Raw genomic sequence first — 21,549 nt, 5'->3', positions numbered from 1 at the left:
ACAGCACGCCACCCGCGGTTCAGGGATGACTCCGGGACAACGCGTGGCCTTGGTCGTCGCGGCGCTCGCCGGCTCGGTCGGAGCCTGGCACGCCCTCGCGCCGTCGTGGCGGGTTCCGCTGCCGACCGCGGCCGACCTGGCCGAGGAACGGTTGCAGGACTTCCGCGACGCGCTGTACTTCCCGATCCGGGAGTTCCTCGCCGGCGGCGATCCCTACGACCCGGCCGCGATGTTCGCGCACTGGCCGGTGCACCAGGACTTCAACCTCTACCAGCCGTACCACCTGCTGCTGCACCTGCCGTTCGTGCTGCCCGGCTACCGCGTCGGCGCGGTGGCGTTCGCGGTGTTCTCCCTGCTGCTGCTGATCGCGCTCGCAGCCTTGGCCGCGCACGCGGCACGGCGGTTCGTGCCCGTCCCGTTCGCCCTGGCCACGGTGGTGGTCGCGGCGCTGCTGGTGACCAGCCAGGTCGGGAAGGCGCAGCTCTACGTCGGCCAGGTCAACCCCCTGGTGGCGCTGGGCGCGGCGGGCGCGCTGCTGGCCCGGCGGGACCGCCCGGGGTGGGCCGCCGCGGCGCTCGCGCTCGCGTGGCTGAAACCGCAGTACGGCTTTCCGCTGGCGGTCCTGCTGTTCGCCCGCGGTTCCCGGCGGGTGGCGCTGGCCGGGACCGCGCTCGCGGCGGCCGCGAGCCTGCCGGTCGTGCTGCTGCTGGTGGTGCGCGGCGGCGGGATCGGCCCGTTCGCCGACGTCGTCGTCGCGAACCTCACGCACGCCAGGGCCACCGACTACGGCGCCGTGGACTCCCTGACGGCGCAACGCATCGACGTCGCCGCCGTGCTGTTCCGCGTCACCGGCTGGGTGCCCGCCGGCGTCGAGGTGGTGGTGCTGGCCGGTGTGCTCGTCGTGAGCGCGCTGCTCGTCCGGCGGCTCGACCGGGCCGCGGCGGCACCGGTGGCCGATCTGCTCACCTGCCTGGCGGTCGTGGTGTGCGTGGTGCACCAGCCCGGGGACGTGCTGATCGCCGTGCCCGCGACGGCGGCGGTCGCCGCGCTGTGGTGGCGGCACCGGTCCGAGCCCGGCTGGGGCACGGCCGGACTCGCGGTCCTCGCGCTGGCCGTGCCGTTCGCCCATCTGTACACAGTGGACTCGGCCGTGGTGACGGCGTTCGGGGCGCGGGCGGCGGTCACCCTCGACGGTGTCGCCGTGGTGGTCTCCTGGTGCCTGCTGGTGTTCGCCGCCGTCCGGCTGACCGGGGTGCGCGCCGCCCGGCCGGTCGCGGCCGGGAGCACCGGATGACCGGCGAGCTCGGCACGCGCGCGGTCCGCGGCTCCTTGTGGCTGGGTGTCGTCAACCTGGTGAGCAAGAGCAGCCAGATGCTGGTCACGCTGGTGCTCGCGGCCGTGCTGACGGAGGGACAGCTGGGGGTCGTGGCGCTGGCGGTGTCCCTGGTCAACCTCGGCCAGGTGGTGCAGTCGATCGGCGTCTACGACGTGCTCGGCCGCACCGGACGCGATCCGCGCCGGATGGCGGGCACCGTCCTCACGATGAGTGTGGGGGCCGGCCTGGTCCTGGCGCTCGCGCTCGTGGCCGCCGCGGGCCCGATCACCGCGGTGCTCGGCGTGCCGGACGCCGCCGGCCTGGTCCGCCTGGCCGCAGCCGGCCTGCCGTTCTCGGCCGCCGGCGGCGTCCAGATGGGACTGATGCACCGCGAGCTGGACTTCCGGCGGCGGATGCTGCCCGACGGCGGCAGCGCCGTCCTGGGCGCCGCGCTGACCGTCGGGCTCGCCGTCGCCGGCGCCGGGCCCGCCTCGCTGGTGCTCGGCCTGGTGGGCACGGCGGTGGCCCAGCCACTGCTCGGCGCACTGGCCGGCGGCGGGGTGCGGCCGTGCTGGGACACCGCGGCAGCCGGGGAAGCCCTGCGCTGGATCGCGGTCGTCGGACCCGCGGCCGTCGTGGGAGCGCTGCTGGTGAACCTCGACTACCTGGCGGCCGGGCACGTGCTGGGTCCGGCCGCGGTCGGCGTCTACTCGCTGGCCTACCGGCTCGCCTGGGTGCCGTACATCATGGTGGCGGTCGTGCTCGGCGCGGTGGCCTTCCCGGTCTTCACGCGGTTGCGGCGCGACGGCCGACCGCTGGCCTGGGCGGTCACCAGGTTCACCCGCGCGGTGCTCGTGATCACCGGTGGCCTCTACGTCGCGCTGGCCGTGCTCGCCGACCGCGTCGTCCTGCTGGGCGCGCGCTGGGCGGCCGCGGCCGGCCCGCTCGTGCTGCTGGCCGGCTACGGCGCGGGGATCTGCCTGCTGCAGGTCTGGTACCAGGCGGTGAAGGCGACCGGGCAGGTCCGGCGGTACCTGGCGCTCGAGAGCACCCACCTGGTCCTGCTCGTGGCCGGGCTGGTGCTGCTGACCCACGCGGGGATCGAGGCCGTCGCCGCCGTCCAGTTCGCGGCGGCGTGGCTGGTCGTGCCGCTCGCCTGGCGGGTGCTGGCCGGGCTCGGCGTGGCCCCGCCGCCGGCCGAGCTGGCGGGGGTGTTCGCGCGGGTGCTGGGCGCCTGCGCCGCCGGGGCGGTGCCCGCCCTGCTCCTGGACCACGCGGGGTTCTTTGGGCCCGCGGACTCGCTGCCGGGCGCCTTCGCCGAAGGCGCGGTACTCGCCGCCGCCTACACCGGCGTGACCGTGCTGCTCCAGCGCACCGCGCTGACCGAGCTGCGCCGGGGCGGGCTCCGGTGAAGGTCGTGCACGTCTCCCAGCCGGGCACCGCGGGAGTGGCGGTGGTCGTGCTGGAACTGGCCGTGGCGCAACGGGACCGGGGCTGGTCCGTCGCCGTGGTGTGCCCGCCGTCGAGCTGGCTCGCCGGACGCGCCCGGCAAGCCGGGATCGAAGTGCGCGGCTGGGCCGCGACCCGCTCCCCCGGCCCGCACGTGGCCGGGGAAACGCTGCGGTTGCGGCGGCTCCTCGCGGAACTGACGCCGGACGTGGTGCACCTGCACAGCTCCAAGGCCGGGCTGGCCGGACGGCTGGCGTTGCGCGGTGGCCGGCCGACGGTGTTCCAGCCGCACCTGTGGTCCTTCGAGACAGCGTGCGGACCGCTTCGCTGGGCCTCCGCCGCCTGGGAGCGGGTCGCGTCCCGGTGGACCCACCTCGTCGTGTGCGTCAGCGACGACGAGCTCGCGGCCGGTCGCGAGGCGGGCGTGACAGCGAACGCGGAAGTCGTCTGCAACGGCGTCGACACGGCCCGGTTCGCTCCGGGCGACCGGGTCGCGGCGCGGCGGCGCCTGGGCCTGCCCACGCGGGCGCCGATCGCCGTCTGCCTCGGCCGGCTGGCCGAGCTCAAGGGCCAGGACCAGCTGCTGTCCGCGTGGCCCGACGTCCTGCGCCGGTTCCCGGACGCCACCCTGGTGCTCGCCGGAGACGGGCCGATGGGCGCCGTGTGGCGGGAACGCCACCCGGTGGCCGCGCACGAATCGGTGCGGTGGTGGGGACACACCGACGACCCGGCGGCGTTCTACACGGCCGCGGACGTCGTGGTCCTCCCGTCGCGCGCCGAAGGCATGGCGCTGGTGCCGCTGGAGGCGATGGCGTGCGCGCGGCCCGTGGTCGCCTTCGACGTCGGCGGGATGCGGCAGAGCGTCGCCGACGCCGGTGCCGTCCTGCCGCCCGGTGACCTCGGCTCACTCGCCGAAGCGGTGGTCGCCCGGTTCGCGGACCCGGAGCTGGGCGCGCGCGAGGGCGAACGCGGCCGCCGCCGGGCGGAACTCTCCTTCGACCGGAACCGGATGACCGACCAGGTCGCCGCGCTCGTCGACGAACTCACGGCCTCGGAGCGGATCCCATGACACGCATCGCCTACGTGCTGACCCAGGACCGGGGCGGGCCGGTGGACGTCACCGTGCGGCTCGCGGCGACGCTGCTCGACGAGGGCGTCGACGTGCGCGTCTTCGGGCCGGTACCCGCACGCGGGGCCGAGCTGATCGACGGTCACCACGAGCACCTCCCGGTGCCGGACAAGGAGGACCTCGCGGCCGCGAACCGGGCGCGGTCGGCGATCCGGGACTGGCGGCCGGACGTGGTGCACGCGCAGGACCGGCGGGCGGGCCTCGTGGTCGCGGGGCTCCGCTTCGCCCGCGGCCCCCGGCCGGCGCTGCTCCAGACCTACCACGGCGTCCCGGACGACGTGGCGGAGCCGTGGTTCCGCGGCCGGTGCCGGGCTCCCGGGCCGTCCGCCTACACCCGGACGGTGCTCGCGGCGGACGCCGTGGTCGCGCGCGTCCTCGACCACACGGTCGTGCCCGCGGAAGCGATGGGCCGGTTCCTGCACCGGCGGCTCAAGGTGCCCGCGAACCGGCTGACGCGGATCGACAACTGCGTCGAGCTGGGTGCGGCGAGCCCGCCGGCCGGGCCGGTGCGGCACCTGATCTTCGTGGGCCTGCTGGTGGAGCGCAAGGGAATCCTCGACCTGCTCGCGGCGCTGGCGGTACCGGGCGTCCTGCCCGCCGGCGCCGAGCTGACCGTCGTGGGTGACGGCCCGCAGCGCGCCGAAGCGGAACGGGCCGCGCAGGCGGCCCCGCTGGCCGGGCGCGTCACGTTCCTCGGCTTCCGGCCGGACGTCCCCGCGCTGCTGGCCGCCGCGGACGCACTGGTGCTGCCGTCCACCATGGAGCAGCAACCCCTCGTCGTCGCCGAGGCGATGGCGGCCGGGAAACCCGTCGTGGCCACCGACACCGGTGGCGTGGCCGACATGCTGGACCCGGGATTCCTGGTACCGCCGGGAAACGTCGCCGCGATGGCGGACTGCCTGAGCGGGCTGTTCGCCGACCCGGCTCCGGCCCGGATCGGCGCCCTCCTCGCCGCGCGGGCCCGGCAGCGGTACGCCCCGGCGGTGTGCGCACGGCGGCACCTCGACCTGTACGCCTCGCTGATCGGTGCCCCGAACGCTACTTCGGCTTGACCATCACCAGCCCGTCGGCGGCCGCCAGCTCGATCGACGCGGGCGGCGGTGGCGAAGACGGCGGATCCGTGGACGGCGGCGAAGTCCGCGCCCGCGCCGGAGCGCCCGCGGCGACGAGGCCCGCCGGCGGGGTCACGGTCCGGGTGGCCGACGTCGGGTTCACCGCCACCCAGCCGTTGGTGAACGTCCGGGTCCAGACGCCGTCGGGCAGCCGGCCGGCGGCGTCGACCGCCTCACCCAGACCGCTGCCCTGCAGGTCCGACCACTCGGGATCGCGGTAGTCGTCCGTGGTGGCCGGGGTCCAGCAGGTCCGGGGGCCCGCCAGCAGCGCCGCGCTGGCGTACCCCGCGCGGTCCTGCTGCTCGCTCCTGGCCCTGGTGACGAGCAGCAGGAGCGACTCGCCGAGGGCGGCTTGGGCGCGCAGTTCCTGGAACTCGTTGCCGCGGAAGGTGAGCAGGCCGCCGTTCCCGCTGTCTTCGCGGAACCCGAAGTTCTCCTCCATCGCCCCGCCGAAGCGCGAGTGCGCCGTCCACCGGCCCGGCGTCAGGTGCGTCTCCGAGACGTTCGGCACGAACAGCTTCCCCGCCTTCCGGAACGCCTCGCCCACCAAGGCGAGGAAGGCGTCCAGGCCGTCGCGCAGCTTCCGGTCGGTCTGGGCCGCGGTCGTGGTGCCGATGAGGATCGCCCTCGAGTAGTGGCTGAGCGAGTTGAAGTCGTTGTCCGCGAGGACGCCGTCCCAGCCTTCCCCGGTCACTTCGGCGACCACCGCGGAGCTCCAGGCCTGCTGGTAGGCCGGGTCCCACACCGTCATCTGCCAGTGCTTCGGGTAGCCCTGCCACTCGATGCGGCCGTGGTTGGCGTCGGTCGCGAACCACTCGGGGTGGTTCTGCTCCGCCGCGACGTACCCGATGCCGCTGGGCAGGAACTGCGCGTCCTTACCCCCGTCGACCGCCCCGGGGTAGTTCCGGGTACTGGAAAGGTCCTTGTACGCGAGCACCTTGATCTGCGGGTTGAGCTCGTGGAGCCGCCGCATCGCCGCGCCCTGGTCGGCGTTGAGCACGACCACCTCGTACCGCCGGGCCGCCAGCGTCAGCTCCCGCGCCGTCGGCGGCTGGCCGATCCCGTACCACCACGCACACGGCGCCAGGGGTTTCGGCGGTGGCACGGACACCGCGTACGCCACCTCTTGTGGCGAATTCGTGGTGCACCCCGCGACGCTGCCCGCCGCCAGGACGAGGGCGGCGCCCCAGACGAGGAGGCGGGTGATCGCCGGGTGTTCGCGCGTCAGCGTGGCCTTCGGCACAGCAGTTCTCCCACCGTGAGGATGATGATCTTGACGTCCAGCCAGAGCGACCAGTTGGCGATGTAGTAGTTGTCGTAGCGCGCCCGGTCGGCGATCGAGGTGTCCCCGCGCAGTCCGTGGACCTGGGCGAGCCCGGTCAGCCCGGTCGGCACGCGGTGCCGGGCCCAGTAGAAGTCGTGGACGGCGGAGAACTCGTTGACGAACAGGGGACGTTCCGGCCTCGGCCCGACCAGCGCCATGTCTCCGCGCACGACGTTCCACAGCTGCGGCAGCTCGTCCAAAGAGGACCGTCGCAGGAAGCGGCCGACCGGTCCGACCCGGGCGTCCCCCACGACCGACCACCGGGTCTGCGCATCGTCGACGGTGGCCGGCCGGACGCTGCGGATCTTGTAGAGCAGGAACGTCCGGCCGGCCACGCCGACCCGCACCTGGCGGAAGATCACCGGAAAGCCGCTCTCCACCAGGACCGCCAGCGCGCACAGGGCGATGACCGGGGACAGCGCGGCGAGCGCCGCGGCGGCCAGCGTGGTCTCGACCGCGCGCTTGACCCACCAGGTGGGTCGTCGGGTCGGCGCCCCGGCCAGCCACACCAGGGGGTAGCTGCGGAGCCGGTCGGTCCCGGACCCGTCGGGCGCAAGCGCGAACAGGCGGGGCAGCGCCAGGGTGACGCACCCGAGCCGGTGCGCGGTGACGGCCGCGTCGACGATCGAGCCGTCGTGGTCACGGGAGTGGGCGAGCACGACCGTGCCCGCCCCGAGCCGGGAAATCGCCTCGGCCAGGTCGTCCTCGAACAGGTCCGCCGGAACGTCACCGGGTTCCGCGTCCGGGCCGGACGGGACGAAGCCGACCGGCAGGAGGCCGAACTCGGGGTGCTGCAGCATGGTGCGGACGAGATCACCGCCGGAAGCACCCGAGCCGACGACGATGGCCCGGTCGCAGCGCCGGAGCCGGCGACGGCCCCACCGGCCGAGCGCGAAGACCCACGGCCTCGTGCACTCGCTGAGCACGGCGAACACCAGGACCAGCCGCTGCGCGTCGGCCATCCCCGCAGCCGCGGGGCCCGCGACGAGCGTGACGCCGGTGACGAGCGCGAACGCGATTCCCGTGGCGGCGACCGATCGCGGGAGGTCCTGCAGCCACGAGAGCCACAGGCGACGCCGGTGGACGCGGCCGGCCGCCCGGGTGCCCCACAGCGCGGCGCCGGCCGCCACCGCCCCCGGCAGCCCCGCCCCTGCCAGGGCAATCGCGACCAGCCACGAGACGACGTCGACCGCGACCAGAAGCACCACAACGGCGTTGACCCGGGTCAGGAACGGCCGGCCCCGAGCCGGCCGCAGCGGCTGCTCACCCGGTCGGTGTCGCCGCGGGGCCGGCACCGGCCCGGGGAGCACGGAGGTTCTCGGTTCAGTCACGGGAGTCGGCCTCTTCGGGAAGGGTGGCGAGCGGAAACGTGGTCCGGCTGCCACCGCGGAGCGGGCCCGGCGGGGTGCCGATCTTGAATCCCGCCGGAACAGTTGTGGTACCAGCACCATTCTTCCGCTCTCGTCGTAACTCAGCCATTCAGGGCACATTCGGTTCCATCGGGTGCAGCTGACCCGGAAATATTTCGGAATCACTCGAACGAGGGCTGCTGTGAACCCCTTTCAGCGACTCAGGGGAACACCGCGTGATTCCGGTGACGTCCCCTCCTTTCGGGGGACAGCGGGCGGCACTAAAGAAAAGACCCAATCTAGCCGAATATGAGCTGACAGCCGAACCAAAGGCTACGGTCGCCGACCGCACCGAGCACCCGAAGGGGAACCGTGGCATTCGAAGAAGCCGGTCTGGCTACGAGAACAAAACCAGACCGGCCCACCGTCCGGACGAGCGGGCGGGCTCACGTCGTCCTGCCCGCGTTCAACGAAGAGGCGTCGCTGCCTTCCTTGCTCGGGCGGCTCGCCGAGGTGGCGCTCACCGAGCGGATCACCGTCTGGGTCGTCGACGACGGTTCCGCCGACCGCACCGCGTCCGTGGCCGAGGCGGGCTTCGGCGGGCTCGACGTACGGGTGGTGCGGCACCTGGTGAACCTCGGGCTGGGCCGTGCCGTGCTGTCCGGGCTCCGGGCGGCGCTCGAAGAGTCCGGTCCCGACGACATCGTCGTCGTGATGGACGCCGACGACACCCACGACCCCGGCCTGATCCGCCTGCTGCAGGCGGAGATCACCGCCGGTGCCGACGTCGCCATCTGCTCGCGGTTCGTCCCGGGCGGGGACGACCGGACCGCCCCGTTCGGCCGGCGGATGCTCTCCCGTGGCGCGGCGCAGCTGTTCCACCGCGCGCTCGACGTCGACGGCGTCCGCGACTTCACGAGCGGCTACCGCGCGTACCGCGCCTCGTTGCTGGCCAGGGCGTCGGCCCACTGGGGCGAACGGCTCATCGAGGAACAGGGCTTCGCCTGCATGGTGGAACTGCTGCTCAAGCTCCGGCACTGCCGCCCGGTGATCACGGAGGTCCCGCTGGCCCTGCGGTACGACCGCAAGCAGGGGCCGAGCAAGCTGAAGCTGCGGCGGACCCTGGTGCAGTACCTGAAGCTGCTCGCCCGCGACCGGCTCAGCCCGGCGCCCTACCGGAAGCTGTGACACGTCGGTGACTTCCTCGACCCTTCGACCGCACGTCGCGGTGATCGGCGGCGGCATCTGCGGCCTCGCCGCCGCCCACCGGCTCGCCCGCGACGGCATCCGGGTGACCCTGCTGGAGGCCGGTGACCAGCTCGGCGGCCTCGGCACGTTCTTCCCGCACGGGGACCAGTGGATCGAGCGGTTCTACCACTGCGTGATGCCCACCGACACGAGCCTCCTGCGGCTGCTGGACGAGCTGAACCTGAAGGACTCCGTGCGGTGGCGGAAAACGACGATGGGCATGATCGTCGACGGCCGGCGGCACCGGTTCAACTCGGCCCTCGACCTGCTGCGGTTCACCCCGCTCCGGCTCCGCGACCGGGTGCGCTTCGGCGTGGTCTCGGTACTGCTGCGCCGGCTGGGCCGGGGACGTGACCTCGACGAGCTCCGCACCGAGGACTGGCTGCGCGGGCTGTACGGGGACGACGTCTGGGAGCAGCTCTTCGCGCCGATGTTCGGCTCGAAGTTCGGTGCCTCCTTCGGCGACGTCCCCGCGCTGTACCTGTGGCAACGGCTCGGCCGGGAACGCAACGTCGCGACCCGCGGCTACCCGGCCGGCGGCTACAAGGCCGTCATCGACGCGTTGCGCGCGTCGATCGAGGGCGCGGGCGGGGTCGTCCGCACCCGCGCGCCGGTCCACCGGCTGAGCAGCACCGCCGAAGGCTGCTCCCTCACCGTCGCCGACGGCGAGGTGCTCGACGTCACGCAGGTCGTGTCGACCGTGCCGCTGCCGCTGCTGCGACGGCTCGCCGACGAGGAACTCGCGGCCCGCCTGCCGCGGACCGACCTGCCCTACCAGGGAGTGGTCACCGCCGCGTTCTTCCTCCGCCGTCCGCTGACCGGGCACTACTGGACACCGGTGCTGCACTCCGGTACGGAGTTCGACGGCGTCGTCGAAATGTCCGCGCTCGCCGGTCCCGAAGCCTACGGCGGCTCCCACCTCACCTACGTGATGCGGTACACCGGCCGGGAGTCACGGCTCTACCGCGAGGAAGACGCCGCGATCGCCACTCGGTGGACCGCGCAGCTGATGGGCCTGTACCCCGAGCTCCGCGCGGACGACATCGAGGACGTGCGGGTGTTCAAGGCACCGTTCGTCGAGCCGGTGTACCCCTTGGGCTACCTCGCGCGGCAACCCCCCGTCGCGGTGGACGGCACGAACCTGCTGCTGGCGACCACGGCACACGTCTACCCGGACGTGACGAGCTGGAACTCGAGCGTCACGCTCGCGAACCAGGTGACGGACGGTTTCGTTCAGCCCAGCGGGAACATCACCTCGAGGGCCTCGGCGATCCGGTGACAAGCCGCCCCGTCCCCGTACGGCGACGGGATGTGCCGCAGGCGGTCGCGGTGGGCCGCCACGTCGTCCAGCCACGCCGCGACCGCGGAACCGATCCGGGGGCCGGGGGGAACCAGCACACCGAACGTCCCCGCGATCTCGGGCCGCTCGGTGCTCCGCCGCACCACCACCACCGGCCGCTTGAGCACGCTCGCCTCCTCCTGGATGCCACCGGAGTCGGAGACGATCACCGCGGCTTCGGCGGCCAGCGCGAGGAACGCCGGGTAAGCCTGGGGTTCGAGCACGACCAGCGGTTCCAGGAGCCGGGTCAGCCCGAACCGGTCCACGCTCTTGGCCGTGCGCGGGTGCAGCGGGAACACCACGGGCAGCGGCAAAGCGGCGAGTTCGCGCAGGATCACCGCCAGCAGAACGGGATCGTCGACGTTCTCCGGACGGTGCACGGTGGCGAGGACGTAGGTGTCCCGCACGAGCCGGTGGCCGGCCAGGACGGCGGTCCGTTCCCGGGCGCGCGGAAGGGCCGTCCGCAGTGCTTCGACCACGGTGTTGCCGGTGACGGCGATCCGCTCGGCCGGAATGGTCTCGGCCAGGAGGTTGCGGCGGTTGAGCTCGGTCGGCGCACAACAGAGGTCCGCCAGGTGATCGATCAGGATCCGGTTGTGCTCCTCGGGCATCGCCCGGTCGTGACTGCGCAGTCCGGCCTCGACGTGGACCAGCGGGAGCCCGTGCGCGTTGGCCGCCAGCGCGCCGGCGAGCGCGGAGGTCGTGTCCCCCTGGACGAGCACCACCCGCCCCGGGTGGGCCGCCAGGATCTCGTCGACCGCGCTGACCGCCCGGCCGAGCTGCACCCCCCGGCTGGCGGCTCCGACGCCGAGCTCGTGGAACCGTTTCGTCGGCGGGAAATCCGCGCGGATCGGCGAGTACAGCGACCGGTCGTAGTGCTGTCCGGTGTAGACGACCGCGCACTCGTCGCCGAGGTGCCGGATCAGCGGGGCCAGCTTGATGAGCTCGGGGCGGGTGCCGCACACCAGCGTGACACCGCTGACCACGGCCGGCCGCGGCGGGCCGAGGGAACCCGGGAGAACTTCGCGGACGTCCGCGGTGGTCGACATGCTGGGGTCCCTTCGGCGGATGTTCGCACGCACGCTACTCACCGGACGTGAGCCATCGATGCCGGATCAGCCCATCGGGTAGACATTTTCTTCGTACGCAACGGAATATCGCCGTCCACTTGGGATAGCCTGCCGGAAACAGCCGACGGAACGGTCCAGCACTTGTTCAAGAAGTACGTGGCGCTGGCAGCGGTGGCGCTCCTGACCACCGTCACCGCGTCGGCGCCTCGCGCGGACGCGGCATCGAATCTGCTCCTCCCGGATCTCCGCCAGGCCCCGCCCGGGTGCGCCGGCGGGGATTCCGGCGATCCCGTGCACTGCCGTGCCTGGGACGTGTGCCCGGTGATCGATCCCGGCGCGCCCAACGGCCGGTGCGTCGGCGAGACCGCGGCGAAAGCCGTACGGCTGCGCTTCACCAGCTCGGAGGAGAACATCGGCGACGGGCCGTTGCTGCTCTACGGTCACCGGGACAGCGTGAAGCAGGACACCATGACCGTCCGCCAGGCGCTGCGCACCGCGGCGGACGGATGGATACCGCCGGACTACGCGTCCGCCCAGCGGGCCACCCGGGCCTTCACCTACTACGAACCGGCCATGGCGCACCAGCACTGGCACCTGATGAACTTCGAGCACTTCACGCTGGTGTCGAGCCAGGGCAAGGTCGTCGTCACCGACCGGAAGAACGGCTTCTGCCTCGGCGACCGGTTTCCGGTGGCGGACATCGACCGCCTGGCGCACGTGCCGGGCGACGCGGGCCCGGACGCGCAGCTCGCCGAACGGCTCCGGGCGAACACCTGCCGCCACCACGAGCCGACGGCCCTCGACGTGACCGAAGGCATCTCGGTCGGCGCCGGTGACGACTACAAGTACGACGTCGACTACCAGTGGCTGGACATCACCCACGTGCCGTCGGGGACGTACGAACTGGTGAACACCGTCAACGCGGACCGGACCCTGACCGAGAAGGACTACGGCAACAACTCCGCCGCCGTCTCCCTGTCCATCGACTGGCCGCGTGGGATGCCCGGGCCGGACCGGGGCATCCCGGAAGCACCGGTCGTCGAACTCCTCCGCAGCTGTCCCGGACAGGCGCATTGTCCTTGACGGACAGCGTCCTGATCACCGCGTCGAGCGAACCCGGAGCGGACGGGTAACACCGGGAAAACCGGAGCGATGACGAACGTGGACCACGACCCGGAGCGACGGGTCGGCCACGATCGAACCGGGAGAACATCGGGTGGAGACGCAGAGCCGAGGACCGATCGACGTGTCCGGGGTGGCCGGGTTCGACACCGGCACCGCCGACCCGGACGACCTGCGCCGCGTCGTCGTCGCCTCACCCGGCTACGGGCGGGTCAGCGCCGAGGAACAAGGCGCGCTGCTGGAGATCGTCCTGCGCGTCGGCACCACTCCACGCAGTGGTAAACGCGCTCCCGCGCGATGTGAGCAATAACAGAACCAGGTGATTCCTGACGGCGTTGATCGACAACGTCCACCCGATCGAGATACCGAGGAATCCGCGCCGAGCCTGTGACGTGGGCGTTCGACCAGCCTGTCCGATTCGGGTTCTCACTCCATCCGGCTAAGAAAGCCGAATTCCCGCAGGAGCCACGTATAAAGGGTGACTCGCGGGCATCTCCTGATGCGCCGCTTCGCGGCCACAGACAGGTGTGATCGCCCGAAGATCGAATGGGAGCCGGAACCACAGTGACCGCCACAGAAGAGATCGCCACCCTCCTCACCGAGAACTTCGGCATCGAGTCCGTCGACGTCCGGCCCGACGTCGCACTCCGGGAGCTGGGCATGGATTCCCTCGCCCTGGAAGAACTGCGCGTGCTGCTCGAGGAACACCTGCGCATCGACCTGGAGGACATCCGGTTGACCTCACGGGAGACCGTCGGGCAGCTCGCGACGGCCGTCGACGAGAAACTCGCGGCGTGACCGCGCGTTCCCGGAACCGGCTCACCGCGGCGGTGACGGGCCTGGGCCTCGTCACCGCGGCAGGCGTCGGCGTCGAGGCCGCCTGGCGCGGTGTGACCGGTCATGGTGCCGTCAAAGGCGTCCACCGTCAGGACGAGCTTTCCGGTCTGCCGTGCGATTTCATGTACACCGTCGACGACCTCGACACCAAGAGCCTCCTGGGTGTGCCGGCCATGCGGATGATGGACCGGTTCTCCCAGCTCGCGGTGATCGCCGCCCGGGAAGCGGTGGCGGACGCGGGGCTCGACACCTCGGTGTGGGAGACGGACCGGGTCGCGGTGGTCATCGGGTCGGCCCACGGCGGCCTTCCCTTCTACGACCGGCAAAGCACGGTGCTCGCGGAGAAGGGCGCCCGCCGGGTCTCGCCGAAGCTCGCGCCGATGACGACGGTGAACAGCGCCGCCAGCAGCGTCTGCATGGACCTCGGCGCCCGGGGCCCGAGCCTGAGCGTCTCCACCGCGTGCTCTTCCGGCACGGTCGCGATCGGCACCGCCCTGCAGCTGCTGCGGTCCGGCGCGTGCGACGTCGTCATCGCCGGTGGCGCCGAGTCCGTGTGCTCGCGGCTGCTGATCGCCAGCGCCTGCCAGATGCGCGCGGTGTCCACGCGCCGGGACGACCCTTCGGCGGCGTGCCGTCCGTTCGACGCCGACCGCGACGGTTTCGTCGTCGGCGAGGGCGCCGGTCTGCTCGTCCTGGAGCGGCCCGAGCACGCGGCCGCGCGGGGTGCCCGGATCCGGGCGGGAGTCGCGGGCTACGGCGCTTCCAGCGACGCCTACGCGGCGGTGGCGCCGGATCCCGACGGCAACGGGATCGAGCGAGCGCTGCGGACCGCGCTGGACGACGCGGACGTGGCTCCGGCCGACGTCGGCCACGTCAACGCCCACGGCACGTCCACCGTGATGAACGACCTCATCGAGGCCACCATGCTGCACCGGGTCCTCGGCGACCGGCCGCTGGTGACCTCGACCAAGGCCATGACCGGCCACGCGCTCGGCGCGGCGGGTGGCATCGAGACCGCGTTGACCGTCCTGGCCCTGGAGCACCAGCTGGTGCCGGCCACGGCGAACCTCCGGACCCGGGACATCCGGATCCCGATCGACGTGGTCGCCAAGGAAGCCCGGGTCGCCGGCTTCGGCTGCGCGGTCAAGACGTCGATGGGCTTCGGTGGCCACAACGCCGCCCTCGTCCTCACGAAGAGCTGCTGAGCCGGGCTCGACACCGTTTCGGAGCAGAAAGTTGAGCATGCACGAGGAAGTCGTCCGCGCGCTGGCCGTCGGCCGGACCCGGTTCAGCTACCGGATCCTCCGCCGGCCCAGCCCCCGGACCGAACCGGTGATCGTGATCGGCGGCGGGTTCCAGGGCAGCAACGGCTGGCCCCACATGGAGGACCGGATCACCCCGGTGGCCAGCCTGGTGACCGCCGATCTCCCCGGAATGGGAGAGTCGGATCCGTTGCCGCCCGGGGCCGGCACCGAGTTCATGGCCACCGCGATCGACCGGATCATCGACGACCTCGACGTTCCCCGGGTCAACCTGTTCGGCTATTCCTACGGTGCGGAGCTCGCCTTCGGCTGTGCTCGGCGCAACCCGCACCGGATCGCGCGGCTGGCCCTGGGCGGAGTGGTCTCGCACACCGGCGCGGCGCAGCGCGCATCGTTGCGTCAGGCCGCCGAGCACCTCGAGAACGGCGACGTCGAAGCCTTCGCCACGGTGGCCGCGCGGATGCAGCTGTGTCTCGACGAGGACCGCCACATCCCGCGACGTTCCCTCGTGTACCGGTACGTCAGGCGGTCGATGCTCCACGTCGCCGTCCAGGTGCCTCACGTGATGGACTCGCTGCGCCGCTCGCTGATCAGCGGCCCGGCGTTCGACGGCGGTCTGACCGGGGTACCGGCGCTGGTGTTCACCGGCGAGCACGACTCGATCACCGCCCCCGCGCTGCAGCGCGAGTTCGCGGCCACGATCGCGGGCAGCCGGTTCCTCACCATCAAGGATTCCGACCACTGGGTCGTCCTCGAGCGCGCGGCCGACGTCGCCGATCTGGCCACCCGCTTCTTCACCGACGAACCCTTGGGTTCCGCCCCGTACGTCGCCGCCTGGGATTCCCCGGCACCGGGCGGGAAAACGCTCGCCCTTTCGGCAGCCGGCCACCACGGCCCGAGATCATCGCTTCACCCGCAAATGGCGGGGTCGACCGAACAGCGGACGGCTCCGGTCGACGACCGGCTGCGGGTGATCGCCCTGGAGGTCGCCGACGACCTCCGGGAGCTGGCGACGGTGCGCACCTGGGCCGCCCGGGTGGTGCAGGACCTACCTGAGGACCAACGGCTCGACGTGCTCACGGTGGTCGGCGAACTGACGTCGAACGCCCTTCGGCACGGCGAACCACCGCGCCAGATCCGGCTGCTGCGCAAACCCGGCTGGCTGTGCGTCGAGGTCGACGACACCTGTCTCGACTCCGCCTGCCCGCGACCTCCGTCGACCACCGGCGGACACGGGCTCACGCTGGTCGCCGCGATCAGCGCGTCTTGGGGGCAACGGCAACGCGCCACCGGCAAGACCGTGTGGGCCGAGATCGAGCTTCCGCGCGCACACGAACCCGATCACGTCCACTGATCAGGATCGATCCGAAGGATCCGGTCAAGCCTGGTCGGCCTGCCGGGCGGCGACGGTGGCGGCGAGCGTGGCCAGTTTGACGTTGAGCCTCTGCGACGTGCGCCGCAGCAGATCGAAGGCTTCGTCCGCGCTCAGGCCGCGTTGCTGCATGAGGATGCCCTTGGCCTGCCCGATCACGTCACGACCGTCGAGCGCCCGCTGGAGATGGATGATCTGGAGCTCGCTCCACGCGGCCGCCTGGGTCCGCGCGACGGCGAGCGACGCGTGGGTCACCAGCAGCAGGGCCGTGTCCCGCGCGCCGGCTCCGAACCCTCCCGTCCGGCGGGTGTAGAGGTTCAGCGCGCCGGCCAGCCGGAGCGGCTGAGCGGCAAGCTGAAGCGAGGCGGCGAGCACCGCGGTCACTCCGCGGACCGCCGCCGCAGGGCCGAACCTGGGCCAAGCCTCGAGCATGTCGTCGCTGTGGGCGATGCCCGCGTCGAGCATCCGAGCGGCCTCCACACCCGGGCCCTCGTCGAGGCCGTACTGAACCCGGTCCAGCTCGGCGGCCAGGGGATCCGTGCCCACAGGGGTGTGGAACTGCCCATCCGGGCCGCGCAGTGTCACGCTGGCGGCATCGGCCGCGGGAACCAGCTCCACCGCGGCGGCCGTCACCTGCCCGAACACTTCCGTCACCGTCGCAGAGCCGAGCAAACCGCGAGTCAGCACCGCGAACCGCTCGGCAGGCGTTCCGATTTCGCCCTCCGCCGCGGCCATATCGGCTCTGCCTGCGTCAGGGTCCTTTCCAGGTCTGCCGGTCATCCATCTCCCCCACCTCCTGGTGCACTTTCCGGGCGATTACCCGTTCTCCACAATCGCAACCTGCGGGCGTCGCGCGACACCACTCGTGGCCGGCGCGGATAAGTTGCAAGCGGCAAACAGAATTTATCCTCGCGGAACCAGCGCGATGAACACAAAGCCGGATTTCGTGGATGTACGGGCGTACACAAAAGGGGAAGGACAGCGGGCGCCCAACCTCGGGGCGGCTCTCTGCTGAACCTCACACAGCTTACAGACGGACGGCGAGCGCCTACCCCAGGGTACCGGCAACCGCGTCTCTCGTTCGCGCGACAAGAATTCCGAATAGCTCAAAGAAGAATCGGTCGCACGCGCGGGCTCGCCTCAGGCCGCGGGGCCGGCCGCAACGGCAAGCACGTGCGGCGCGAGCGCGTCGGCGATCACGGCGTATCCGGCCGACGACGGGTGGAACCGGTCAGGCGAGAACAGGGCCGGATCACGGGCGAACCGCGCGGCGATCTCGGGACCCGCGGCGGCCACGGAACCGCCGGCACGGACGGCGGCTTCGGTCTGAGCCCGGGCGTAGTGCTCGCTCGCCGCGGAGACCAGCGCGCGATAGGCCACCGGCACGCGCGAGACGACGCCCAGATCGGGTGCCGGTACCACGAGGACCCGCGCGCCGGCCCGGACCAGCCGCGTCACCGCGTCGTGCAGCCGGCGGGCACCGACCGCGGGAGGCACGAACCCGGCGAGGTCGTTCGCGCCGATCACGATCAGCGCCAGGTCGGCTCCCCCGTCCAGCGCGGCGCTCACCTGGCGCTCGAGGTCCGTCGAGCGGGCACCGGGGGCGGCGACGTTCCGGAGGGCCACGAGGTGACCGGCGGCACGCAGGCGCCGGCCGAGACGGTGACCGAGGGTGTCTTCCTGGCGGTCGCTGCCGACGCCGGCGGCCAAGGAGTCACCGAGCATGCAGAACCGGAGGGTGGCGGACGAGCGTGGCGAAGTCATCTTCCTCTACAACGCAGGTTCACCGCCGTTGTTTCCCGAGGTCACCGGCCGGTGGGGGTGCGGGCGGCGGATTCGCATCGAACGGGCCCGCGTCCCTGCGAGTACGTGGGGGCCGAGCCGGCTGGGAGCGCCGGCCGCCGCCGGCCCACCTCACCTGACCTGTTTCGCCACCTGAGCCGCGGGCCGCCGCATCGACGGCCGAACACGACCATCCACGCCCTCGATCCGGCCGGAAGCACGCTTTCAGCGTCGGAGAACCTTCCTGGTGTGGTGGATGACCAGCCGCACCGCGGCGCGTGGGCCGAAGTGCCGTTCACGGTGCTGTGCCGCCGGTTCGGTGTCCCGGGGCGACTGCTCTTCCAGGGCTTCTTCCGTTCCCGTGACCGTTTCCTCCGGGCCGGGAACCGCCTCCTCCTCGGGAGGCGCCGCGGAATCGACACGGCTCTCGTAGGGTGAAGTCGTCTGCTGCCGCGGTACCACAGGCTCGGCGTCCTCCTGCTCGCGAGACGTCGTTTGCTTTCGGAGCGCAGCTGTCTTGACCGTGCCGTCTTCGTGAGTGGTCTGCCGTTCCGGTCGTGCGGGCGGCACCACGGGCTCCGGGTGATCCAGAACGATCTCCCCGGCGATGGTTCCCGCTTCGGGCGGTGCCGGCTCGGCCGGTCGCTGCACGACCGGAACCGTGCGCTCCGGTGCGCGACCGGCGGACGCGGTCAGCATCTGCGGCGTGATCACCGGTGTCATCAAGGGCGTGTGCGCGGCGTCGGCGTTCGGTGTCGCGGGTTCGCGCGCCACGGGGTACCGGGCGAGCGGATCCTCGCTTCCGCTTCGCGGCCGGCGGCGACGTCGGACCAGGACGAGCCCGAAGACGCCGAACAGTCCGAGCAGACCTGCCAATCCCCACAATGCCGTCATGGCGGTCCTCCCTTCCCTTGTCACCGCGGAGCCTTGGTCCACCGCGGAGTCCTTGCCCGACGGGATAGCCCGCCGGCGAGCGGTCAACCGGATCACCACCCGGGTGGGTGACGCTCAGCCCACCTGCGGAACGTCGCCGGGGAACGTGACCGGCAGCTCGTAGAGCCCCCGCGCGGTCCGGCCGCCGCCGAGCCAGCCGTGGAAGAAGATGTGGCCGTCCACGACGTCCGCGCCGCCTGGTGCGTCGGCCTTGCCGCCGAGGAGGCCGGTCGACAGGAACTGGCTGTCGGCCTTCACGAACGGGCCGGCCATCGTGGGCGCGGACGCGTATCCCGTGTGGTAGCCGGAACTCTGGAACGTGTCGGCGGAGTAGAAGAGCAGGTAGCGCGTCGCCGTCTTCACAACCGACGGTGCTTCGACGATCGCCTTCTCCGAAGTGAGGTCGGCCCGGAGGAGCTCGACGCGTGGTCCGGTGAGCGTCCGGCCGTCGGGTTGCAGCTTCTGCGACCAGATCGCCGCCGGCGCCCCGGGGGTCGTGCCGTCGCTCTTGTAGAGCAGGTAGCGGGTGCCGTCGGGGTCGACGAACGTCTGCGGATCGATGTCGCCGCTGTCGCCGGGAACGCAGATCACCGGCCCGTCGCCGGCCGGCGAGTACGGACCTTCGGGTTTCGCCGCGGTGGCGGCACCGATGCACATCTCGCCACCCGCGGTGACGGTCGTGGAGAAGTACAGCACGAACGTCCCATTCGTCAGCTGGGTGACATCCGGTGCCCAGACCCCGCCATCGGGCTTGGCCCACGATGGCATGGCCGCGAGCGCGTCACCGAGGACGCGCCAAGGCCCCTCCGGGGCGGGAGCGCCCGCAATGGGAACCTTCACCGCCCCGGCTCCGGTCGAGTACGCGAAGTAGCCCGAACCTACCTTCACCACGTCGGGATCGGGGAAGTCCTGGTTGATCAGCAGCCGGGGCGCACTGACAGCTGCCGCGGCGGGGCTCAGCGCGAAGGCGAAGACGATGGTGACGACGGGGAGGAGCAGGAAACTCCTGATACGCATACGCAATTCTTCAATCACGGCAACGCGTTCGGCAATGCGGCGGGGTCACTGTCACTGGGAAGCGTGGACTTCGCCGAGCGCCCGGATCGAGTGGATTCGACCGGGCGGCGCGGGGTAGCCGCCGACACGTGCGCTCCAGGAGCGGACGGGGTGCGCCCCGCGCGGGGAACCCGCTCGGCGAGGCCGAAGGAACGGCGTCGATGGAGACCGAAAGCCTGGGAAGTACGTTGGGGAGAAAGGGAAATCCCATCGCCCGGCGATCACCGTTCTTCGATGCCCCGGGCCGCTACTGCTTGGCGCTCGTCGCGGCGGCGGCGGTTCTCGTGGTGCGCGACATCGCCGTGCGCCGCCTCGACCGCACGCAAAAGCCGCCGCGCGGGGGGCAATCCGCACGGCGGCCGGTCTGAAAGCGTCAGTTGACGTTGTGCACCGCGTCGAGGTTCTGCACGTTGCCGAGGCCGATCTGGCCACTGTGGCCGACCAGGTGGCCGGCGACGGTGCTGCCGTGACAGAGGTGCCGAACGCCGAAGACCGGCCCGGCTTCGGTTCGCCGGGTCCGGGGATGTCGGTTATCGTGCGGTTACGCCGGGTGGGACCGGTGACACTTCTCCAGATGCGTGACCGGTCCCACCCGTGCCGGCGTCGCTTCGCGTCGCAGCGTGCCCGGGACACGGAACAGGAGTGTGCAGCTCGCTCCGTGTTCCGGGCACGCGATACGACATCGACACGAATCGCCGGAGACCGTGCCTCGGCCGGCTTCCGCACACACAGCGGGCGACCTCGGCACGGGAAACTCAGTTGTCCTGGCTCGTGCCGCCGTCGACCACGGCACCCGCGGCGCAGTTGTACGGGGACTCACCGGCGGCCTCGTTCTCGCCCGGCGACAGGATCGGCACGCCGATGCCGTTCAGCGAGTCGCGGATCGGGACCTGCACACCCAGCACGTTGACGTCGTTGCCGCACAGGCCCGGGGTGACGTTGACGTTGTGGAGCACGTCGGTGTTGTTCAGGTTCACCAAGCCGACCTGACCACTGTGGTCGTAGCCGCCGTGGTGGTGGCCGTGGTGGCCGTCCGGGGTGTCGGCGGCGGCGATGCCGCCGGCCAGAAACGCACCGGCGGCCATGGCGACCGTGACGAAGCCGATCTTCTTCAGCATGGAGTTGCTCCTCGAATGTTGACGATTGCGTCGGACAGGGCGGCATTGAAGGTGTGTTTTTCCGACCCCGTGTGTGAGGAAACGTACTGACACATCCCCACGGTTTCCAGTTACCCCCACCATCGTGTGGCTACCGCGAACCGCTGACCACGCAACCGTTGGCCCGTTCGGGTAATCCGACCTTTCTCGCACCGCGGACACTCCCCGATTTCAGGACGACACGACGGCGGGCACGACAAAGAGCCCCGTGCCGCCACCGCATTGGCGGCACAGGGCTTCTTCTGCCCGTTTACTACGTCGGCCAGGCCTCCGCTTCGGCGGTGAGTGCCGTGGCCACGTCGATTTCTCCCGATCGCACCCGCCACGCGAGCGAGCCCGGCCGCGGCTGCAGGAGCCGCCAGCCCGAGACGTCTTCGTCGGTGTAGCTGGGGTTCTCGTCGTCGCCGATGCCCAGCGCGGTGAAGTACTTGCGGGCCGGCCAAGTCTCGGGGACCCACGCGCGAGCCCAGCGGACGACGATCCGCGCCAGGTCGTTGTGGCGGTCCGCCGGGTGGATCAAACGGTCACCGGTGGTGCAGATCAGGCGTGGCGTGAAGGCCGCGCCGACGGGCGCGACAACGAGACGTTCGTTCATTCCTCCCCCAAAAGTCCACGACGTGGACGGTGTTCATTTCCGGTGACGGATGCGCGACCTGCGCAAAAGGGGAAGGCCGGCCGGTGGCGGACGCGCGC

Annotated in this window: 21 protein-coding genes; 12 read left to right on the top strand and 9 right to left on the bottom strand. The window is 71.8% G+C overall.

All coding sequences use genetic code 11. The features are described from left to right. Positions 1 to 43 precede the first annotated feature (43 nt). Genes MUY22_RS21445 through MUY22_RS21430 form a run of 4 tightly spaced genes read left to right on the top strand, consistent with a single transcriptional unit; the run spans position 44 to position 4,945 of the window. Entirely contained in the window at positions 44 to 1,294 is a 1,251-nt protein-coding gene (locus tag MUY22_RS21445) for a glycosyltransferase 87 family protein (RefSeq protein ID WP_247061968.1), read from the top strand. Next, positions 1,291 to 2,727, top strand: a complete 1,437-nt coding sequence (locus tag MUY22_RS21440; protein ID WP_247061967.1) for an oligosaccharide flippase family protein — start codon at positions 1,291 to 1,293, stop codon at positions 2,725 to 2,727. The genes MUY22_RS21445 and MUY22_RS21440 overlap by 4 nt, the downstream gene beginning before the upstream one ends. After that, positions 2,724 to 3,833, top strand: coding sequence for a glycosyltransferase (locus MUY22_RS21435; RefSeq protein ID WP_247061966.1), 1,110 nt, complete (start codon positions 2,724 to 2,726; stop codon positions 3,831 to 3,833). Before MUY22_RS21440 ends, MUY22_RS21435 begins: the two co-directional genes overlap by 4 nt. Continuing rightward, positions 3,830 to 4,945 (top strand): glycosyltransferase family 4 protein, encoded by a 1,116-nt coding sequence (locus MUY22_RS21430; protein WP_247061965.1) that lies wholly within the window; start codon positions 3,830 to 3,832, stop codon positions 4,943 to 4,945. The genes MUY22_RS21435 and MUY22_RS21430 overlap by 4 nt, the downstream gene beginning before the upstream one ends. Here MUY22_RS21430 and MUY22_RS21425 read toward each other — a convergent pair. After that, on the bottom strand, positions 4,932 to 6,248 hold the full coding sequence (locus tag MUY22_RS21425) for a putative glycoside hydrolase family 15 protein (protein WP_247061963.1): 1,317 nt from the start codon (positions 6,246 to 6,248) through the stop codon (positions 4,932 to 4,934). The genes MUY22_RS21430 and MUY22_RS21425 overlap by 14 nt on opposite strands. Continuing rightward, positions 6,230 to 7,660, bottom strand: coding sequence for an exopolysaccharide biosynthesis polyprenyl glycosylphosphotransferase (locus tag MUY22_RS21420; protein ID WP_247061962.1), 1,431 nt, complete (start codon positions 7,658 to 7,660; stop codon positions 6,230 to 6,232). Before MUY22_RS21420 ends, MUY22_RS21425 begins: the two co-directional genes overlap by 19 nt. Before the next feature lie 390 nt (positions 7,661 to 8,050). On the opposite strand from MUY22_RS21420, the gene MUY22_RS21415 reads away from it, so the two are divergent. Both MUY22_RS21415 and MUY22_RS21410 read left to right on the top strand, forming a co-directional pair. Then, positions 8,051 to 8,866, top strand: coding sequence for a glycosyltransferase (locus MUY22_RS21415; RefSeq protein WP_247061961.1), 816 nt, complete (start codon positions 8,051 to 8,053; stop codon positions 8,864 to 8,866). Between the two features lie 7 nt (positions 8,867 to 8,873). After that, complete coding sequence (locus MUY22_RS21410; RefSeq protein WP_247061960.1) at positions 8,874 to 10,205, top strand: NAD(P)/FAD-dependent oxidoreductase; 1,332 nt, start codon at positions 8,874 to 8,876, stop codon at positions 10,203 to 10,205. Here MUY22_RS21410 and wecB read toward each other — a convergent pair. Next, positions 10,160 to 11,314: a non-hydrolyzing UDP-N-acetylglucosamine 2-epimerase gene (wecB, locus tag MUY22_RS21405; RefSeq protein WP_247061959.1), complete on the bottom strand. Its 1,155-nt coding sequence runs from the start codon at positions 11,312 to 11,314 to the stop codon at positions 10,160 to 10,162. The genes MUY22_RS21410 and wecB overlap by 46 nt on opposite strands. Positions 11,315 to 11,476: 162 nt before the next feature. On the opposite strand from wecB, the gene MUY22_RS21400 reads away from it, so the two are divergent. From MUY22_RS21400 to MUY22_RS21380, 5 genes are all read left to right on the top strand, one after another. Then, positions 11,477 to 12,418, top strand: a complete 942-nt coding sequence (locus MUY22_RS21400; RefSeq protein WP_247061958.1) for a lysyl oxidase family protein — start codon at positions 11,477 to 11,479, stop codon at positions 12,416 to 12,418. A 133-nt stretch (positions 12,419 to 12,551) separates the two neighbouring features. Beyond that, complete coding sequence (locus MUY22_RS21395) at positions 12,552 to 12,767, top strand: hypothetical protein (protein ID WP_247061957.1); 216 nt, start codon at positions 12,552 to 12,554, stop codon at positions 12,765 to 12,767. Positions 12,768 to 13,021: 254 nt separating this feature from the next. After that, on the top strand, positions 13,022 to 13,255 hold the full coding sequence (locus tag MUY22_RS21390) for a phosphopantetheine-binding protein (RefSeq protein WP_247061956.1): 234 nt from the start codon (positions 13,022 to 13,024) through the stop codon (positions 13,253 to 13,255). Beyond that, complete coding sequence (locus MUY22_RS21385) at positions 13,252 to 14,499, top strand: beta-ketoacyl synthase (RefSeq protein ID WP_247061955.1); 1,248 nt, start codon at positions 13,252 to 13,254, stop codon at positions 14,497 to 14,499. Before MUY22_RS21390 ends, MUY22_RS21385 begins: the two co-directional genes overlap by 4 nt. Before the next feature lie 37 nt (positions 14,500 to 14,536). Then, positions 14,537 to 15,910: an alpha/beta fold hydrolase gene (locus tag MUY22_RS21380; RefSeq protein WP_247061953.1), complete on the top strand. Its 1,374-nt coding sequence runs from the start codon at positions 14,537 to 14,539 to the stop codon at positions 15,908 to 15,910. A gap of 24 nt (positions 15,911 to 15,934) precedes the next feature. Here the strand turns inward: MUY22_RS21380 and MUY22_RS21375 are convergent, their stop codons facing one another. From MUY22_RS21375 to MUY22_RS21360, 4 genes are all read right to left on the bottom strand, one after another. Then, the gene (locus MUY22_RS21375; RefSeq protein ID WP_247061951.1) at positions 15,935 to 16,663 is read right to left on the bottom strand and encodes a GAF and ANTAR domain-containing protein; all 729 of its coding nucleotides are present in this window, start codon (positions 16,661 to 16,663) and stop codon (positions 15,935 to 15,937) included. A gap of 405 nt (positions 16,664 to 17,068) precedes the next feature. Beyond that, on the bottom strand, positions 17,069 to 17,692 hold the full coding sequence (locus tag MUY22_RS21370) for an SGNH/GDSL hydrolase family protein (RefSeq protein WP_247061950.1): 624 nt from the start codon (positions 17,690 to 17,692) through the stop codon (positions 17,069 to 17,071). Between the two features lie 243 nt (positions 17,693 to 17,935). Then, complete coding sequence (locus MUY22_RS21365) at positions 17,936 to 18,604, bottom strand: hypothetical protein (protein ID WP_247061949.1); 669 nt, start codon at positions 18,602 to 18,604, stop codon at positions 17,936 to 17,938. 114 nt (positions 18,605 to 18,718) lie between these two features. Continuing rightward, on the bottom strand, positions 18,719 to 19,660 hold the full coding sequence (locus tag MUY22_RS21360; RefSeq protein WP_247061948.1) for a glycoside hydrolase family 43 protein: 942 nt from the start codon (positions 19,658 to 19,660) through the stop codon (positions 18,719 to 18,721). A gap of 200 nt (positions 19,661 to 19,860) precedes the next feature. Here MUY22_RS21360 and MUY22_RS21355 point away from each other — a divergent pair, with 200 nt between their 5' ends. Next, positions 19,861 to 20,067 carry a hypothetical protein gene (locus tag MUY22_RS21355; protein WP_247061947.1) on the top strand — a complete coding sequence of 69 codons (207 nt, stop codon included), beginning with the start codon at positions 19,861 to 19,863 and terminating at the stop codon, positions 20,065 to 20,067. Positions 20,068 to 20,454: 387 nt separating this feature from the next. Here MUY22_RS21355 and MUY22_RS21350 read toward each other — a convergent pair whose 3' ends face one another. Beyond that, positions 20,455 to 20,817, bottom strand: coding sequence for a hypothetical protein (locus MUY22_RS21350; RefSeq protein WP_247061946.1), 363 nt, complete (start codon positions 20,815 to 20,817; stop codon positions 20,455 to 20,457). Positions 20,818 to 21,109: 292 nt separating this feature from the next. Next, a complete protein-coding gene (locus MUY22_RS21345) occupies positions 21,110 to 21,451 on the bottom strand; it encodes a hypothetical protein (RefSeq protein WP_247061945.1) in 342 nt (113 codons plus the stop codon). Positions 21,452 to 21,549: the final 98 nt, after the last annotated feature.

It is taken from the genome of Amycolatopsis sp. WQ 127309, from assembly GCF_023023025.1.
GTDB lineage: Bacteria > Actinomycetota > Actinomycetes > Mycobacteriales > Pseudonocardiaceae > Amycolatopsis.
Note: the sequence above shows the minus strand (reverse complement) of the source record. Positions and strands in the feature narration are given on the sequence as shown.

Coding starts and splice junctions, on each gene's coding strand:
- MUY22_RS21370 (WP_247061950.1), bottom strand. CDS start 17,692: ATGACTTCGCCACGCTCGTCCGCCACCCTCCGGTTCTGCATGCTCGGT.
- MUY22_RS21345 (WP_247061945.1), bottom strand. CDS start 21,451: ATGAACGAACGTCTCGTTGTCGCGCCCGTCGGCGCGGCCTTCACGCCA.
- MUY22_RS21350 (WP_247061946.1), bottom strand. CDS start 20,817: ATGCTGAAGAAGATCGGCTTCGTCACGGTCGCCATGGCCGCCGGTGCG.
- MUY22_RS21355 (WP_247061947.1), top strand. CDS start 19,861: ATGGAGACCGAAAGCCTGGGAAGTACGTTGGGGAGAAAGGGAAATCCC.
- MUY22_RS21440 (WP_247061967.1), top strand. CDS start 1,291: ATGACCGGCGAGCTCGGCACGCGCGCGGTCCGCGGCTCCTTGTGGCTG.
- MUY22_RS21360 (WP_247061948.1), bottom strand. CDS start 19,660: ATGCGTATCAGGAGTTTCCTGCTCCTCCCCGTCGTCACCATCGTCTTC.
- MUY22_RS21375 (WP_247061951.1), bottom strand. CDS start 16,663: ATGGCCGCGGCGGAGGGCGAAATCGGAACGCCTGCCGAGCGGTTCGCG.
- MUY22_RS21380 (WP_247061953.1), top strand. CDS start 14,537: ATGCACGAGGAAGTCGTCCGCGCGCTGGCCGTCGGCCGGACCCGGTTC.
- wecB (WP_247061959.1), bottom strand. CDS start 11,314: ATGTCGACCACCGCGGACGTCCGCGAAGTTCTCCCGGGTTCCCTCGGC.
- MUY22_RS21430 (WP_247061965.1), top strand. CDS start 3,830: ATGACACGCATCGCCTACGTGCTGACCCAGGACCGGGGCGGGCCGGTG.
- MUY22_RS21365 (WP_247061949.1), bottom strand. CDS start 18,604: ATGACGGCATTGTGGGGATTGGCAGGTCTGCTCGGACTGTTCGGCGTC.